Raw genomic sequence first — 15254 nt, 5'->3', positions numbered from 1 at the left:
AATTCCGTAAGTCCGAAGTCCGTTGTTAATGATTGAAGTACAAAAATAGTAATTGATAAGCGATTAACACTAATTCATTTGCATTCTTATGGACAAAGCAAGTTGTCTATTGTCTTATAGAATCAGACTTGAGTCACTTTTAATCCTTGAATCTGTCTTTCCAAAGAAATTTCATTCGTTCATCCACTTTGCTTTCCTGCGGGTTATTCTGTGGTTGATAAATACGTTGGTCCTGCAATTCATCAGGCATATAATCCTGGATGACAAAGTTATTGGGGTAACTATGCGCATACATGTATTCTTTGCCGTAATTCAGCTCTTTCATCAGCTTTGTTGGTGCATTTCGCAAGTGCAGCGGAACAGGCAAATTACCGGTTTGCTTAACAATTACCTGGGCATCTTTAATGGCCTGGTAGGCCGAATTACTTTTAGGGCTGGTGGCCAGATAGATGGTTACCTGTGACAGGATGATGCGCGCTTCGGGCCATCCCACCATTTTAATGGCTTCAAAGCAGTTAGTTGCCAATAGCAAGGCATTAGGATTGGCCAGTCCAATATCTTCAGAAGCAGAGATGATCAATCGGCGTGCAATGAACTTAGGATCTTCTCCTCCTTCGACCATGCGTGCCAACCAGTACACAGCAGCATCGGGGTCGCTGCCACGTATGGATTTGATAAAAGCGGAGATAATATCATAATGCATTTCCCCATTTTTATCGTATTGAGCCGGATTCTGTTGCAGATGTGTGGTTACCAGTTCATCGGTTATTTCAATTTTATCGTTATTTATCTCAGCATTGGTAACCAGTTCGAGAATGTTCAGTAATTTACGGGCATCACCACCTGAATAGCGCAGTAGGGCGGTATCTTCTTTAATATCAATTGTTTTTTCCTTAAGAAGAATGTCGGTGCTTAAAACTTTATTGACCAGGTCAAGTAAATCTTCTTTTTCAAGTGATTTTAAAACGTATACCTGGCAACGCGAAAGCAATGGTGAAATCACTTCGAACGATGGATTCTCGGTTGTGGCACCAATCAATGTAATTACGCCCTCCTCAACGGCTCCCAAAAGGCTGTCTTGTTGTGATTTACTAAAGCGATGAATCTCATCTATGAACAATATGGGAGAGGGAGAACTGAAAAAACGTGCTTTTCTGGCTTTTTCAATAGCTTCACGTACATCTTTCACACCCGAATTAATGGCAGATAAAACAAAGAAAGGTCTCTCCAGTTGTTTAGATATTATCTTGGCCAGGGTGGTTTTACCAACTCCCGGAGGCCCCCACAGTATGATGGATGAGATAACTTTACGATCCAGCATTTTTCTAAGTACGGCGCCTTCACCAACAAGGTGCTTCTGACCAATATATTGTTCAAGGTTTGTAGGCCGCATTCTTTCAGCCAGGGGAGGATATCCACTCATGTAATATTGTTTTATGTGACCAAAATTACAAAATGAAAATTAATTTTGTACTCATTGACACCTTACAATATGGCAAAACAAACAAAGACAAATGCAATGCGTATTCTTGATCGAAACAAGGTTGAGTATGCGTCTTTTCATTATTATACCGACGATGAAAATACAGATGGTACCTTGGTAGCCCGTCTGAATAAGCGTGATGTTAAGCTCGTGCACAAAACACTGGTAGCCAGAAGTACGAAACATGAATTGTATGTCTTTATAATTCCCATTAGCAGTGAGTTAGACTTAAAAAAAGCGGCACTTGCGGCTGGAGAAAAGAAGATTGAGATGTTACCTCATAAAGATCTCCTGAAATACACCGGGTATGTCAAAGGCGGCTGTTCGCCAATTGGTATGAAAAAACAATTCCCTACTTTTCTTGAGTTGAGTTCAGAACAACAGGCTAAAGTTATTGTGAGTGGAGGTAAAAAAGGTCAGATCATAGAAATTGAGATCAATAATTTGCTTTCTGCAATAAAGGGGGAGCTAAAAGATTTGATTAAGCTGTAACTCATGTCATCGCTATCAACGATGAGATCAATATATAAATTAGCATGCTCTTAACACTTAAAATTCCTGAATGTTATTAGTTTTGCTTCCAACAAAATTTAAACAGAATAATATGACAATATTTAGTTTTGGTGAGTACAACAACGAATTAGGTTATAAAGTTGTTGATGAGCGCGTTTGGCGAGGTAGTGCCGGCATAATGTTATTGCTGGGTATCATTGCTTCCATAAATGGCTTTATCCTTAATAAGTATGAAATAATACCTTATATATCAGGTTTTTTAGCAATTAACTTCGCCATAGGCGTTTTTATTAATCCGAAGTTTTCTCCTACAGCACTGGTTTCACGAATGGTGACCTATAACCAAAGCCCGTTGTGGATTGGAGCTGTTCAAAAGCGTTTTGCCTGGAGTTTAGGTCTGGCTTTATCAGTTACCATTTTTGTTTTATCGCTTCAGTTGGTTAACGATGTTAGCTATTTTGGACCGGTTTGTATGTTGTGTTTACTCTGTTTACTGTTGTTATACCTTGAGTCTGTATTTGGAATTTGTGTTGGTTGCCAGCTGTACCATGGCGCCATAAGATTGAAGATCATTAAAGCACCAGAGGTAAAGCCCAATTGCATGGGCGATGCCTGTGAGGTGTAGATAAAAATATTAATGTATAAAAGCTCAAAGCCGCATAGCCTGCTTTGAGCTTTTTTTGTTTACGTATGTCATTGCTTCAAGTGACGACATTCCTGATTAAACATTCCTCTTTTTGCCCTGTTATGCTTGAAAGAAATAGATATGAGAGCAATTAGTTACATAATTTTAACCCTGGTATTAAGTATAAATATGAATGGACAAAAGAGAGCAACAGCAACTTTTGGAGGCGGCTGTTTTTGGTGTACTGAAGCTTTTTTTGACGCCCTGGATGGCGTTGATAAAGTAGAATCGGGCTATAGTGGAGGAGAAGGTGCCAATCCTACATACAAAGAGGTGTGCAGTGGTTTAACCGGCCACGCCGAAGTTGTGCAAATCACATATGACCCTGAAAAAGTGAGTTTTGTTGACCTGCTTGAGGTGTTTTTTGCAACACACAATCCTACAACCTTAAACAGGCAAGGGGCTGATGTTGGTACCCAGTATCGTTCGGTGGTATTTTATCACAATGAAGCACAAAAGAAAGAGACCGAATTTGTGATACAGTCATTGGAAAAGGAAAAGATATTTAAAGATCCGATCGTAACCGAAGTAAGTGCTTTTGATACTTTTTACAAGGCTGAAGATTATCACCAGGATTACTTTGCCAACAATCCAAGACAACCGTATTGTAATGCTGTGATAAATCCTAAAATGGAAAAGTTTAAAAAACTGTTTTCAGAAAAGTTAAAAAAGTAATGTCATCTAAGTGTTTGAATGGTAGTTGTTAAGGGTGTTTTTATGAAGGTCTGTGTAAACTTTGTATTAAGTAAATGTTGTTTTATAACATATAAAATACTTACCTTTGAACTCCGGAATGAGGCAACAGATGAATCAATATCTCAGACGACGAAAGTCAGATAATCATCCGGGAAAAGATGGTTTAGCAACCCGTTTTTCTTTATTCTCATTCAATCGTTTTAACGTTGAGCAACTTATTATTTTTAGATATTTTCAAAAAGACCTGATTTTTATTTCAGGTCTTTTTTTTGTGCTCATTTTCCCGTTCAAAGCATCTCTTATTACAATTAATATTAGTAATCCAAACCAAATAATGTGGGATTTATCTCACACAAAACAGTTAAGCAAATGAAGGATAAAAGTTTAGTTTCCATTACTGATTTCTCAAAAGAAGAAATCTTGCGCATTGTGGAATTGGCAGCCGAATTTGAAGCCAACCCTAATCAGAAGTTATTGGATGGTAAAGTGGTATCAAGCTTGTTTTTTGAGCCATCAACACGTACGCGTTTAAGCTTTGAAACAGCTATTAATCGTTTAGGTGGTGGAATTATCGGATTTACTGATTCATCATCGTCTTCAACATCCAAAGGAGAGTCGGTAAACGATACCATTAAAATGGTAAGTAACTACAGCGACTTGATTGTGATGCGTCACCCGCTTGAAGGATCAGCCCGCTATGCATCTGAGGTATCTGATGTGCCGGTGATAAATGCAGGCGATGGAGCTAATCAGCATCCAACACAAACATTGTTGGACATGTATTCGATTTATAAAACGCAGGGAACTTTAGATAACCTGAATATCTTTTTGGTAGGTGATTTAAAGTATGGTCGTACAGTACACTCTTTGTTAATGGCCATGTCACAGTTTAACCCTACGTTTAACTTTATATCACCAGACTCATTGAAGATGCCTGATGAGTACAAACTGTTCCTTGATAAGAAGGGTATTAAATACTATGAGCATCTTGAGTTTACTGATATAATTGAAGAGGCTGATATTTTATATATGACACGCGTACAGCGCGAGCGTTTTTCTGACCCTATCGAATATGAAAAGGTGAAAAACGTTTATGTATTGCGTAACTCAATGTTAGATAATACTAAGGACAATCTACGAATTCTTCATCCACTGCCACGTGTAAATGAAATTCATACCGATGTGGATGCTAATCCAAAGGCCTATTACTTTGAGCAGGCTGAAAATGGTGTGTATGCACGTATGGCCATCATGGCTTCTATATTAGGATTAAAGTAAGTCGTATTTTAAAAAACATTGAATCATGACAAAGAAAGAATTAAGCGTTAGAGCGATTAAAAATGGTACTGTAATTGACCATATACCAGCTACTCACTTATTTAAGGTAATCTCAATCCTTGGTTTGGATAAAATTGAGAACCAGATCACATTTGGTACTAACCTTAAGAGCAAGCAGCAGGGGCATAAAGCTATTATTAAGGTTGCGAAAAAGTATTTTGCTGACGAGGATATCAATAAAATTGCATTGGTTGCTCCTTCGGCCAAGCTGAATATTATTGAAGATTACCAGGTAGTAGAAAAGAAAGTGGTTGAGATTCCTGAGCAAATTATAGGAATTGCCAAGTGCTTTAACCCTAAATGTATTACCAATAATGAAAACATGACTACGAAGTTTTCATTGATTGAGAAGGAACCATTAGCTTTAAAATGTCAGTATTGTGAGAAAATCACTAATGAAGAGCATTTAGAAGTACTTTAATCAGATGGACCAGGTGCTTCAGCATCTAACTTAAATAGAAAATTCCCGCGTCGCCCGATGCGGGAATTTTTGTTTATTTCAGCACACCACACGTAAAAAGAATAAGGCCAATAAAACTTCTAAGAAGAAAGCTTTTGCTTGGCCCAACTATTGTGTAAAATTCCATACAACGGAATTTTCACTAAAAGCAAGCAGGACTTTATTAATTATGGTACCAGGTTTTTTCAAAAAGATACCGAAGGTTTTTCAAAAGGGTACCGAAGATTTTTCAAAAAGATACCGAGGGTTTTTTAAAAATATGGTAGCAGGGATTATTCAAAGTGTATGTGTGGTTTTATAAGTATTACAATAATAGAGTATTAAAGCGTTATCTCGTTGTCCTGTTACAATGGCATCCAAAGTCATTTCAACTTTTAACTATCTGTTTTGTTTCATATCTGGAAATTTATTTAACGACTAAAACACAAATAAATGAGTAAAAGAGACAAAATAATTTACTGGATAGCAACAGGATTGTTGTCTGCCATGATGCTGATGTCTGCAGGTATGTACATTTTTAATAATGCCGCCATTAATGAGGCATTCATAAAGCTGGGTTATCCCACTTATATTATTTACCCACTTGCCATTGCCAAATTATTTGGACTATTAGCTATTCTCACCAACAAATCAAAAGTACTTAAAGAATGGGCTTATGCCGGTTTTTTCTTTGACTTTGTATTGGCTGCGGCTGCCCATATTAGTGTGAATGATGGGGAAGAAGGAGGCGCTTATGTCGCATTGGCATTATTGATTGTTTCGTATATATTCGGACGAAAACGATAAGCTATCTAAGCATAGTAATAGTTGGCAAAGCCCCCAAATGACTGTAGTTTGATTTCAGTTTTTGTGGGCCTTGCTTTATTCATTCATATAGGGCTTGCAATACAATTGCAATGCCCGTCACTATTAAAATCTGACGAAATAGCCGACGTTTAGGATGCCTTTATAACCGGCACCAAGGCTGCCGCACAAACCATGTTTTTGTCCCCATCGAAAACTAACAAAATTAAAATGTACCGTTACCCCGTCAATATCAACATTGGTATTGATACCGCCTGTCGTTGTAAAGTTTTCATTTGCATAACCTAGGGACATGCCACTGCTAAGTTTAAATTTAGGATGATTTAAGTATTCAAAATCAATTTGTGGTGCGACTACAAACGCATGTTTAGAAGATTTATATGTTAAATTTGCCAGGGAAGAGACCGAATAGGGTGTATAATAATAGGGACTGCCTGAGCCTTCGACAGAAGCATAGTCATACATCACATTGACACCAAGTTTAAGCCATGAATTAATGTAGCGGTAATAGTTCAGGTTAAAGGCTCCAAGTACCTTGTAATTGTGCTGATCGTTACCCGTCCCTTCAACCCATTTTTCAAGTCGGTACAGTGATAAGGGTGAGTAGGTCACGCTGATCTCATCTTTTTGCGCGACAAGATGCAGATGCATTACACCCAAAAGCACAATAAATAAAGCTTTCTTCATGTATTAAGAGTTAAGTTAATTTCGTTATTATGACAAGTAAGTATTATAATTCACGTATATGGAGTTTTGATAGTGTTCTTTTTATTAAATTACCAGACAATTGCATAAGGTAAATGGTGGCTTATTTGGTCTGTCATAACTTTTCCACGACTTTAGTTATGTTGATCATTACAAACTCACGATTCTTGAAGAGGCTTTGAATGAAGTGATGTATCTTTGTGAAATATAATTTTAGGCTCAATTTAAAGTAAAAAGGCTGTAAGATGGCAAAGCAAGACTGGAAACCGGGAAATATGATATATCCCTTGCCAGCAGTAATGGTAACTGTTGGTAATTCGCCCGAGAACTATAATATTATTACCATTGCCTGGACAGGAACGATCTGTTCAGATCCACCAATGTGCTATATTTCTGTTCGTAAAGGGCGTCATTCATATCAAACATTAAAGGAAACCGGTGAGTTTGTTATTAACCTTACTACAAAAGATTTGGCTTATGCTACTGATTGGTGCGGTGTGCGTTCTGGCCGTCAGTACAATAAGTTTGAAGAGATGCATCTGACACCAGGAAAAGCCTCTGTTGTCAGTGCGCCAATTATAGAAGAATCGCCCATTAACATTGAGTGTAAGGTCACAGATATTAAAGAGCTTGGAACGCACGATATGTTTATGGCCGAAGTGGTAAATGTTAAGGCTGATGAAAAGTACATTGATGAAGCAACAGGTGCTTTTAGTCTTCAAAAAGCAAAGCCCATTTGTTACTCACATGGTCATTATTTCGAAGTAGGAAAGAAAATTGGTAAATTTGGATATGCTGTTGAAAAGAAAAAGAAAAGAAGAAGAACAGGCAGAAAGAAATAATAAAAAACCCGGCTGATAAGCCGGGTTTTTTATTGAGCTTGACATTATATTAGTCAATGGTTTCATTTTCTCTTTTCACTTTACCACCAGTGTTTTCCTTTTTCTCAATTTTATTAGGATCACCTTTGTAATAAACAACACCGCCTGAACCGGCAGTTCCGCCTAAGCGCTCATTGGCCATCACTTCAACAACACTTCCTAATGTGGCCTTGGCATAGGTTTCATCGCTTTCTAGGTTGTATGCCAGGTATTTACCACCAGTACCAATACTTACTTCCTGGTATTTGGTCTTACCTTCAATTTCAATCTTACAGGTAGAGCCGCTTACTTCAAGGCTGTTTACATCAACATCAAGTAACATGTTGGCCTCTGTACCGGCGTGTAACTTAAGACTTTCGGCATAGATCGTGTTTTCAGCATCAATGGTAGCTCCCGATCCGGCTTCAATTTCCCTTAAACGCTTATAGGTGACATAAACCTGTACATGAACATCTTTGTAAATTTTGGTTTTCATTTTAACCGTCAGTTTACGGTTTTTAACCTCTGTGATTACATCAGTCACTTCAGCATTTTTAATATGAACATCAACCTGCTCCTTATCACCTTCAATAAGGGTAACGTTAATGCCTTTAGATGCCTTTATTTTATCAAAAGAACCTACTTTTCTGATCTGAGTATGATCTGGTTCTTGTGCCAGTGAGTTTATGATTAAAGCGAATAAAAGTACAAATGTGCTAGTTAGTTTCATATTCTTTCCTATTATTGGTTGTATTACGCAATTTAATGGCATTGGTTAATGCCTTTTTTCTTAAAATTATTTAAACTTTCGCTGATGCATCAAAAACTATGCAAATAATTCGCGAAGCTCGGTTTCTGACAAATCTTTTATCGGGTTATTGGTTGTAATAAACGTGTCTGCCAGTTCTGTTTTACGCTCTTGCAGCTTAGCAATCTTTTCTTCAATACTATCGGCAGATATAAATTTGTAAACAAACACATTCTTAGTTTGTCCAATACGGTGTGCGCGATTAATCGCCTGCGCTTCTGCAGCCGGGTTCCACCAGGGATTTAGAACAAATACATAATCTGCTTCGATAAGGTTGAGCCCAACACCTCCGGCTTTTAAAGAAATTAAAAAGACACGACAATCTTCGTCATTTGTAAAACTCTTAATTACTTTTTGCCTGTCAGTTGTGGAACCGGTTAATTTGGCATACTTGATTTTCTCCAGTTTTAAATCTTTCTCGATGAGCTCCAGGTCCTTAACAAACGATGAGAATATCAGTACTTTATGATTTTCGTTAATGGCATTATGAAGCTTCTGGAATATTTGCTCATACTTGCCCGAAGATCCCTGGTAGTCTTCATCAACCAATGCCGGATGGTTGGCTATCTGGCGAAGTTTAGTAAGTGCCTGCAAAGCCAAAATGGCATTCTTATTAACGCCATTCTGCTCAATGGCTTTCATCAACTCATTTCTTATGCCAGACTTCTCGCGCTCATAGAACTTTTGCTGATCTTCTGTCATATCACAGATTAGTGTTTGTTCTGTTACAGGTGGCAAGTCTTTAGCTACCATATCTTTGGTGCGGCGCAGAATAAACGGGTTGATTAGTTTTCGCAGTTTCTGTTCCTTGCTTTCGTCCCGTTTCTTTTCAATAGGACCCGCATAATGATTTTTAAAGAAATTAAGGTTACCCAATAAACCGTTGTTTACAAAATTCATTTGTGCCCAAAGGTCAACCAAAGCATTTTCAATGGGCGTACCGGTCAGTACCAGCTTATTACTGGCTTTTAGTTCAGATACAGCCTGGTATATTTTTGATGTAGGGTTTTTAATGTTCTGACTTTCGTCCAGTATAAGGTAATGAAACTGGTAGTTGTCGAGGTATTCAATATCATTACGTGCAATACCGTAGCTGGTCAGTACAACATGGTAATGTTTAAATATTTTACCAATTTCCTTTGATTTGGTGCGGTTATTTCCTGTATATAGATATATTTTTAACTGGGGGGCAAACTTCTTTATCTCATTGGCCCAGTTGTGTACAAGTGATGTGGGCATTACGATCAAACTGGCCGGTAGGGATGTGGTGTTAAACCCTTGTACTGCATCAAACATTGATAACTGACCTTCACCCGCGCTCTCAGAATCGTTAATTTGCTTAGCAGAACTATATTGATCAAGCAGCATGGCAATGGTTTGTATGGTTTTACCCAATCCCATATCGTCGGCCAGGATACCGCCGAATTTGTTGGTGTTAAGCATACGCATCCAGGTATAGCCTTCAAGCTGGTAAGGGCGAAGTGTTGCTTCCAGTCCATCAGGTGAGTCGAAGTCAATACTTTTTTGCTGCAATTGCGCCATGCGTTTTTGCCATTCTGGCGATGCTTCTTCCAGTTTATCTTGTTCGAGAAGATTAAAATGAATTTTATCAAGTGTCATTTTATCATCATCAGTATTAACAAAATGCATGAGGTCGGTGTACCTGGTAAACCATTCTTCAGGTATGATAAAAAGTTGGTTATTGGGTAATTTGAATTCGCGTTTACCTCTTAGGATATGCTGACGAATACTTTGAAAAGGAATATCAAACTCATCTATTTTAATAATGGCTTTAATGTCAAACCAGTCATTTTCTTCTTCGTATTTCATCGATAGCCTGGCCGAACCGGTATAGTAATTATCTTCCCAGCCATTTTGAATGACTTTAATACCAGACGCAGCTAGGGACTTGGCGTTGGTATTGAGCCACTCTATGGTATCATGCAGCCCAATGTTTTCATTGTTGGTGTTTGCAGGCTTATATTGTGAATCGCTGATGCCTTTGAGACCGAGCTTTTTAAGTTGAGTCACAATGCTGTTTTCTTCATCGGTATGTCGACGGAAACGGTCAAAGATATGATGCCCTTTCATGCTGCGATGATTCACAAAAACCGTTGAGCGTGTTCCGGCCAGGTATTCGCGATTATCGTAACGAAACTTTAGTGTTAGAACGGCCTGCTGTGACAGATCCTTTTCCATTAACAATATAGGAACCAGCTTTACTTCTTTATTATTAATAAAAAAACCTTCAGCTTTTACCGGGTAGTCACGAATGCAGTTTTCGACAAAACTTGACATGTAAGTATCGACGCTTCGAGGTTGAATTAAGAGGTGGTTAACCCGCAGGAAGGGTTTGAACTTCTTGGAATCAATTTTTTCAAAACGGAACAACTGGTTGTTGATCAAAAAGACAGCAGGCGTGGCACATATTTCTTCAATCTCACGATTGGTCAGTCCCATTTCTCCTTTGTCGGTCTTTATCTTTAATGTGTATTTTAAGCCGGCTTTTTCGAGGGTAAAATCAAACAATGGCTCATGAAACAATGTTTGCACCCTGATACGATCAGTATCGTACATATGGCTGTAGTTCGGGTTTTTATGGAATACCGGAATGTCAGCGAGGGCAATGATCTCAAGGGCCTGTGATATTTTACTATCCATTAGTGGACGAATATGATCATGTGTAAACTGTTCATCTAATTTGTCGAAAAAGAGCTTTAAGCTTTTCTGCTTTGAAAATTTCTTGAACAGACTCTGTTCATTAATGGAGGTGAGCAATTTAAGCACTTCGACCTGTGCCTTTGAAAAGGCAAAACGGTCATTGTCAATATGCTCAGGTGTTGCTTGTTCAACTAATTTCAATACACCGTTTTCATTGGTCTGCGCGTAAAAAGGCATTAAAGTAAATCCAATATTGCGCTTCTCAGAGATAACCGTGATAAATTGCTCCATAACTTTGCAATAATTTATTTTGAGTGTTTGATTGAATTAAACGAACCAACAAAGATAGCATCATTCTGTATTGTGCAAATCGGGAAGGGGGATTAGTTTGTATTATTTGCAGGAATGTTGATTTGCCCGGATTGTTAAATATGGATCGTTGCAATTACTTTGATAGAATGCTTTCTGATGGAAAAAGTTGCGTATCACTTAGACAATAAGGGGGGAGAGCCTACTGCCCTGCGTAAAGCTCTCCATGACGAAACTGGATTGACAGTTTGTGGAATATATTAATTAAAACGAAGAAAGGCCGGCATCAGGCCGACCTTTCAACTATTCTGTATTTAACTTTTACATGTCCTCAAGCATATCCAGCTTTTTATTCAGAAGCTTGATATTGCGTCGTCCGGTTTCGATCTTATGCTGGAAATCACGAACAAGGGCATCTGATTTTTTAGATTTGGCAAAGAAACCAATGTTGTTTTCCCAAACGGTAATATCGTTTTCAATTTGCTTCAGCTTATTAATGATCTTATTACGCTCTTGCGTTAATTTATCATTAGCATGCTCCGTTTTATAGCTTTCAATTTTATTTCTGAATTTCTCAACGTTCTTCTCAAATTCGTTCAGATTCAGATTATCAAAATAGTGGTTGATATGTGAACGGAATTCCTGATTAACACGGTCCTTCTCCTTAATTGGTACATGACCTATCTCATTCCAGCGGTGCTGGTATGCCTGTAACTTCTGGAAGTTTTCTTCAGCATTATCACTTGGTTCAAAAGCTTTCACTTCTTCAATTAAGGCGAGTTTCAGTTTCAGGTTTTCATCCTGAGACTCGTCTTTCTTATTAAAGAACTTGTTCTTATGATCAAAGAATGCATCACAAGCCGTTCTGAAACGTTTCCAGATAGCATCACTCTGTTTACGTGGCACAGGGCCAATTTCTTTCCACTTCTTTTGTATTTTGATGTATTCGTCGGTAGTGCGCTTCCAGTCAGTACTCTCTTTCATACTTTCAGCCTGAACGCATAGATCGGTCTTTAACTGTAAATTATGTGCCTGTTCTGATTTGTAAGACTTGAAGAACTGACGTTTGTTATTAAAGAATGTATCACAAGCCGAGCGGAACCGCTCATAGATCTTGTTGTTATCTTTTTTAGGAGCAAAACCAATGGTTTTCCAAATGGTCTGTAGCTCGATCAATTCTTTACTTTTCGCTTCCCATTCTTTTGGTGAATGCAGTTCCAGTGCCGATAAGACTTCTGCTTTTTCGCACAATTCAGTTTTAGCCTCCAGGTTTTTCTGCAGTTGATCTTTCAATCCTTCAAAATATTCCTGGTGACGCTTATTGATGCTTGAAGTTGCCTCTTTAAAGCGCGCCCATAGTTCTTCTTTCTGCTCACGAGGTACAGGACCAATTTCGCGCCATTGCTCGTGGTATTTCTGAAGTGTTTTAAATGCCTTAACAATTGTAGGTTCCAGGAGTAATTTTTCAGCCTTTTCGCATAGATCAACTTTGGCTTCCATGTTCTTTTTCAGGTCCAGGTCGCGCAATTCTTTATTGATCTTAATATAGCTGTAAAAACTTTCAATGGTATGGTTGTAGGTTTCCCAAAGGTCATGAACACGGTTTTGTGGAATCACGCCTATGTTACGCCATTTTTCTTGTAATTCTCTGAAATGCTGGAAGGTTTCATTTAACGATTCCTTACCATTAATAAGCTCTTTGATGCCTTCAATAACATCAAGTTTAGCTTGCAGGTTGGCTGCCTTTTCTTCTTCAAGGCGTTTGTTGAACTCGGCGCGGCGCTCTTTGAATTCCTTTAAATATCCCTTTAGGTCAACTTCATTGGTATCGACAGGAGCGGTGAAATCTTCTTCTTTTTCACCTGATTCAATAAACTTGCGTTTTAAATCATCGACCTCGGCAGCATGTTTCTTGTAGAAGGCAGATTTTATTGCTTCAACTTCTTCTTTGATATTTTCAACAGGAAAATCCTTTAGCACATATTTTAAGCGTTTTACCAAATCTTCTTTGGTCAGCATGATGTGGTCAACAGGTTCCAGTTCAGTATGCTTTTCCTCAGTCTCAGGAGTTTCGACAATCTCTTCAGAAGAAGGTTCAATAGTTTGGTTTTCTTCAGCGGTAGTTTCATCCGCAGGAGTAGGCACCTTGTTTTCAGGTGTGTTGCTAGCAGGCGTATTTTCAGCTTGTTTGTCTGAATTCAAACCATCGTTTTCTCCTGGTTTGTTTAGGTCTTGTGCTTCCATAAGCTTTGAGTTCGTTTACAGTGCCAGGTATATAATTACCTTAGCATGAATTTATTTTATACGAATATATTGTAAATCGTGCAATAGGCAAATTTTTATGCTTAAAAAGAGGTCAATAGTACATGTATATACGACAGCGATGTAATAAACTTTAAAACACAGGCGTGTATTTAACTGCTACCACATTTAATGCGTTTCGCACCTTTAACATGAAAAGGTTAATAGCTTGATTGCTTTCCATTGCAATGACTGAGAAAAACATTGGACTTAAAGTTTCGGACTTCGAACTTCATTTTTCTATCTTTGCCAAAAATTGAGGAATAATCATGCGCATAGATATTTTAACCTTATTTCCGGAGATGTTTGAAGGGCCTTTAACACAATCAATAATGAAACGTGCTGTTGATAAGGGGCTTGTGGAGATGCATTTTCACGATATTCGTGATTATACATTGGACAAGCATAAAAAGGTGGATGATTATGCTTTTGGTGGTGGTGCCGGCATGGTGATGACCATTCAGCCAATAGCCGATTTGATTGATAAGCTAAAAGCAGAACGTGACTACGATCATGTGATATATATGACTCCTGATGGACAGCGCTTTGAGCAGCGCATCGCCAATACACTTTCATTGTGTGAGAACATTATCATATTATGTGGTCATTATAAGGGTGTTGATCAACGGATACGTGATCACTATGTGACAATGGAAATATCCATAGGCGATTATGTGTTGACAGGAGGTGAGCTGGCTGCCGCTGTTGTGTCTGATGCTATCATCAGGTTAATACCAGGTGTTATGTCCGATGAAACGTCGGCCTTAACAGATAGCTTCCAGGATGATTTACTATCGCCGCCGGTTTATACACGTCCTGCCGATTACAATGGCTGGAAAGTTCCTGATGTTCTGTTAAGTGGTAATCAGGCTAAAATAGATGAATGGCGTGAGCAGCAGGCTTATGAACGAACCAAAAAGATTCGACCAGATTTACTGGAAGAGTAAATAAACCTGGTTTTTGTTATTGTTTTTCAAGTGAATGACACTTGCTTACGCTTATGTGTTGTCTTATTTTTTTGTTCTTACTAGAAGAATTCTTTTATTCCTGACAAAATGCTCTGTGCGGCATATGAAGCTAAAATAAGTCCCATAACTTTACTTATCACGATAATACCTGATTCTCCAATTTTCTTTTGAATAAAATTTGAAGCTAGCAGTAAAATGCAGGTTAAGATTATAACGATCAAAAGCAATGCTATTGTTGTTATTTGTTGACCTAATGTGTATACATGATTATCTGTCAATAACACAACAGCCATGATGGCACCGGGTGAGGCAATGGAAGGAACGGCTACCGGGAAAATGGTAACTTTCTTATAGTCCTTGATCAGGTTCTTTTCTGATTCAGGCTTACCTTCACCAAATATCATGGTCAAAGCAAAAAGAAACAGAATAACTCCTCCCGAAATTTGAAATGCTTCAAGAGTAATATCCATTCCTTCCAGAATAATTTGGCCAACTACAATGAAAAATAAGAGCACCAGAAAAGCAATAATCGATGCATTAATGGCAATTTTCCTTCTGTGCTTTTTATCGAAATTCTTTGTTGCTTCAAGGTATACAGGTATAGAACCCAACGGATCTATTACTGCAAAAATTAATAAGACGGAATTGATCAGCTCTTTCATA

Annotated in this window: 14 protein-coding genes; 8 read left to right on the top strand and 6 right to left on the bottom strand. The window is 38.2% G+C overall.

The window, feature by feature from the left end:
• Positions 1 to 139: 139 nt before the first annotated feature.
• Positions 140 to 1423: a replication-associated recombination protein A gene (locus tag ACRD69_RS19695; RefSeq protein ID WP_430816851.1), complete on the bottom strand. Its 1284-nt coding sequence runs from the start codon at positions 1421 to 1423 to the stop codon at positions 140 to 142.
• A 69-nt stretch (positions 1424 to 1492) separates the two neighbouring features.
• Here ACRD69_RS19695 and ybaK point away from each other — a divergent pair, with 69 nt between their 5' ends.
• The 6 genes from ybaK to ACRD69_RS19665 all read left to right on the top strand — a co-directional run bounded on the left by ybaK (position 1493) and on the right by ACRD69_RS19665 (position 5961).
• Entirely contained in the window at positions 1493 to 1975 is a 483-nt protein-coding gene (gene ybaK / locus ACRD69_RS19690; protein WP_430816850.1) for a Cys-tRNA(Pro) deacylase, read from the top strand.
• 112 nt (positions 1976 to 2087) lie between these two features.
• Positions 2088 to 2621, top strand: coding sequence for a DUF4395 domain-containing protein (locus tag ACRD69_RS19685; protein ID WP_430816849.1), 534 nt, complete (start codon positions 2088 to 2090; stop codon positions 2619 to 2621).
• A 141-nt stretch (positions 2622 to 2762) separates the two neighbouring features.
• Complete coding sequence (gene msrA / locus ACRD69_RS19680; protein ID WP_430816848.1) at positions 2763 to 3356, top strand: peptide-methionine (S)-S-oxide reductase MsrA; 594 nt, start codon at positions 2763 to 2765, stop codon at positions 3354 to 3356.
• Positions 3357 to 3746: 390 nt separating this feature from the next.
• Entirely contained in the window at positions 3747 to 4655 is a 909-nt protein-coding gene (gene pyrB, locus ACRD69_RS19675) for an aspartate carbamoyltransferase (RefSeq protein WP_430816847.1), read from the top strand.
• A gap of 25 nt (positions 4656 to 4680) precedes the next feature.
• The gene (gene pyrI / locus ACRD69_RS19670; protein WP_430816846.1) at positions 4681 to 5136 is read left to right on the top strand and encodes an aspartate carbamoyltransferase regulatory subunit; all 456 of its coding nucleotides are present in this window, start codon (positions 4681 to 4683) and stop codon (positions 5134 to 5136) included.
• Positions 5137 to 5607: 471 nt separating this feature from the next.
• On the top strand, positions 5608 to 5961 hold the full coding sequence (locus tag ACRD69_RS19665) for a DoxX family protein (protein WP_430816845.1): 354 nt from the start codon (positions 5608 to 5610) through the stop codon (positions 5959 to 5961).
• A gap of 123 nt (positions 5962 to 6084) precedes the next feature.
• On the opposite strand, the gene ACRD69_RS19660 is transcribed toward ACRD69_RS19665, so the two are convergent.
• Positions 6085 to 6666: a hypothetical protein gene (locus ACRD69_RS19660; protein ID WP_430816844.1), complete on the bottom strand. Its 582-nt coding sequence runs from the start codon at positions 6664 to 6666 to the stop codon at positions 6085 to 6087.
• Between the two features lie 263 nt (positions 6667 to 6929).
• Here ACRD69_RS19660 and ACRD69_RS19655 point away from each other — a divergent pair, with 263 nt between their 5' ends.
• Positions 6930 to 7526: a flavin reductase family protein gene (locus ACRD69_RS19655; protein ID WP_430816843.1), complete on the top strand. Its 597-nt coding sequence runs from the start codon at positions 6930 to 6932 to the stop codon at positions 7524 to 7526.
• Between the two features lie 49 nt (positions 7527 to 7575).
• Here the strand turns inward: ACRD69_RS19655 and ACRD69_RS19650 are convergent, their stop codons facing one another.
• From ACRD69_RS19650 to ACRD69_RS19640, 3 genes are all read right to left on the bottom strand, one after another.
• Complete coding sequence (locus ACRD69_RS19650) at positions 7576 to 8274, bottom strand: head GIN domain-containing protein (RefSeq protein WP_430816842.1); 699 nt, start codon at positions 8272 to 8274, stop codon at positions 7576 to 7578.
• A gap of 96 nt (positions 8275 to 8370) precedes the next feature.
• Positions 8371 to 11304, bottom strand: a complete 2934-nt coding sequence (locus ACRD69_RS19645) for a DEAD/DEAH box helicase (RefSeq protein WP_430816841.1) — start codon at positions 11302 to 11304, stop codon at positions 8371 to 8373.
• Between the two features lie 339 nt (positions 11305 to 11643).
• Positions 11644 to 13566 carry a DUF349 domain-containing protein gene (locus tag ACRD69_RS19640; protein ID WP_430816840.1) on the bottom strand — a complete coding sequence of 641 codons (1923 nt, stop codon included), beginning with the start codon at positions 13564 to 13566 and terminating at the stop codon, positions 11644 to 11646.
• Positions 13567 to 13892: 326 nt separating this feature from the next.
• Here ACRD69_RS19640 and trmD point away from each other — a divergent pair, with 326 nt between their 5' ends.
• The gene (trmD, locus tag ACRD69_RS19635) at positions 13893 to 14570 is read left to right on the top strand and encodes a tRNA (guanosine(37)-N1)-methyltransferase TrmD (RefSeq protein WP_430816839.1); all 678 of its coding nucleotides are present in this window, start codon (positions 13893 to 13895) and stop codon (positions 14568 to 14570) included.
• An 80-nt stretch (positions 14571 to 14650) separates the two neighbouring features.
• Here the strand turns inward: trmD and ACRD69_RS19630 are convergent, their stop codons facing one another.
• Positions 14651 to 15253, bottom strand: a complete 603-nt coding sequence (locus tag ACRD69_RS19630; RefSeq protein ID WP_430816838.1) for a MarC family protein — start codon at positions 15251 to 15253, stop codon at positions 14651 to 14653.
• Position 15254 lies beyond the last annotated feature (1 nt).

Source organism: Carboxylicivirga agarovorans (assembly GCF_050589845.1).
Lineage (GTDB): Bacteria > Bacteroidota > Bacteroidia > Bacteroidales > Marinilabiliaceae > Carboxylicivirga > Carboxylicivirga agarovorans.
This window is presented reverse-complemented; position numbering and strand designations above follow the sequence as displayed.

Coding starts and splice junctions, on each gene's coding strand:
- ACRD69_RS19695 (WP_430816851.1), bottom strand. CDS start 1,423: ATGAGTGGATATCCTCCCCTGGCTGAAAGAATGCGGCCTACAAACCTT.
- ybaK (WP_430816850.1), top strand. CDS start 1,493: ATGGCAAAACAAACAAAGACAAATGCAATGCGTATTCTTGATCGAAAC.
- ACRD69_RS19685 (WP_430816849.1), top strand. CDS start 2,088: ATGACAATATTTAGTTTTGGTGAGTACAACAACGAATTAGGTTATAAA.
- msrA (WP_430816848.1), top strand. CDS start 2,763: ATGAGAGCAATTAGTTACATAATTTTAACCCTGGTATTAAGTATAAAT.
- pyrB (WP_430816847.1), top strand. CDS start 3,747: ATGAAGGATAAAAGTTTAGTTTCCATTACTGATTTCTCAAAAGAAGAA.
- pyrI (WP_430816846.1), top strand. CDS start 4,681: ATGACAAAGAAAGAATTAAGCGTTAGAGCGATTAAAAATGGTACTGTA.
- ACRD69_RS19665 (WP_430816845.1), top strand. CDS start 5,608: ATGAGTAAAAGAGACAAAATAATTTACTGGATAGCAACAGGATTGTTG.
- ACRD69_RS19660 (WP_430816844.1), bottom strand. CDS start 6,666: ATGAAGAAAGCTTTATTTATTGTGCTTTTGGGTGTAATGCATCTGCAT.
- ACRD69_RS19655 (WP_430816843.1), top strand. CDS start 6,930: ATGGCAAAGCAAGACTGGAAACCGGGAAATATGATATATCCCTTGCCA.
- ACRD69_RS19650 (WP_430816842.1), bottom strand. CDS start 8,274: ATGAAACTAACTAGCACATTTGTACTTTTATTCGCTTTAATCATAAAC.
- ACRD69_RS19645 (WP_430816841.1), bottom strand. CDS start 11,304: ATGGAGCAATTTATCACGGTTATCTCTGAGAAGCGCAATATTGGATTT.
- ACRD69_RS19640 (WP_430816840.1), bottom strand. CDS start 13,566: ATGGAAGCACAAGACCTAAACAAACCAGGAGAAAACGATGGTTTGAAT.
- trmD (WP_430816839.1), top strand. CDS start 13,893: ATGCGCATAGATATTTTAACCTTATTTCCGGAGATGTTTGAAGGGCCT.
- ACRD69_RS19630 (WP_430816838.1), bottom strand. CDS start 15,253: ATGAAAGAGCTGATCAATTCCGTCTTATTAATTTTTGCAGTAATAGAT.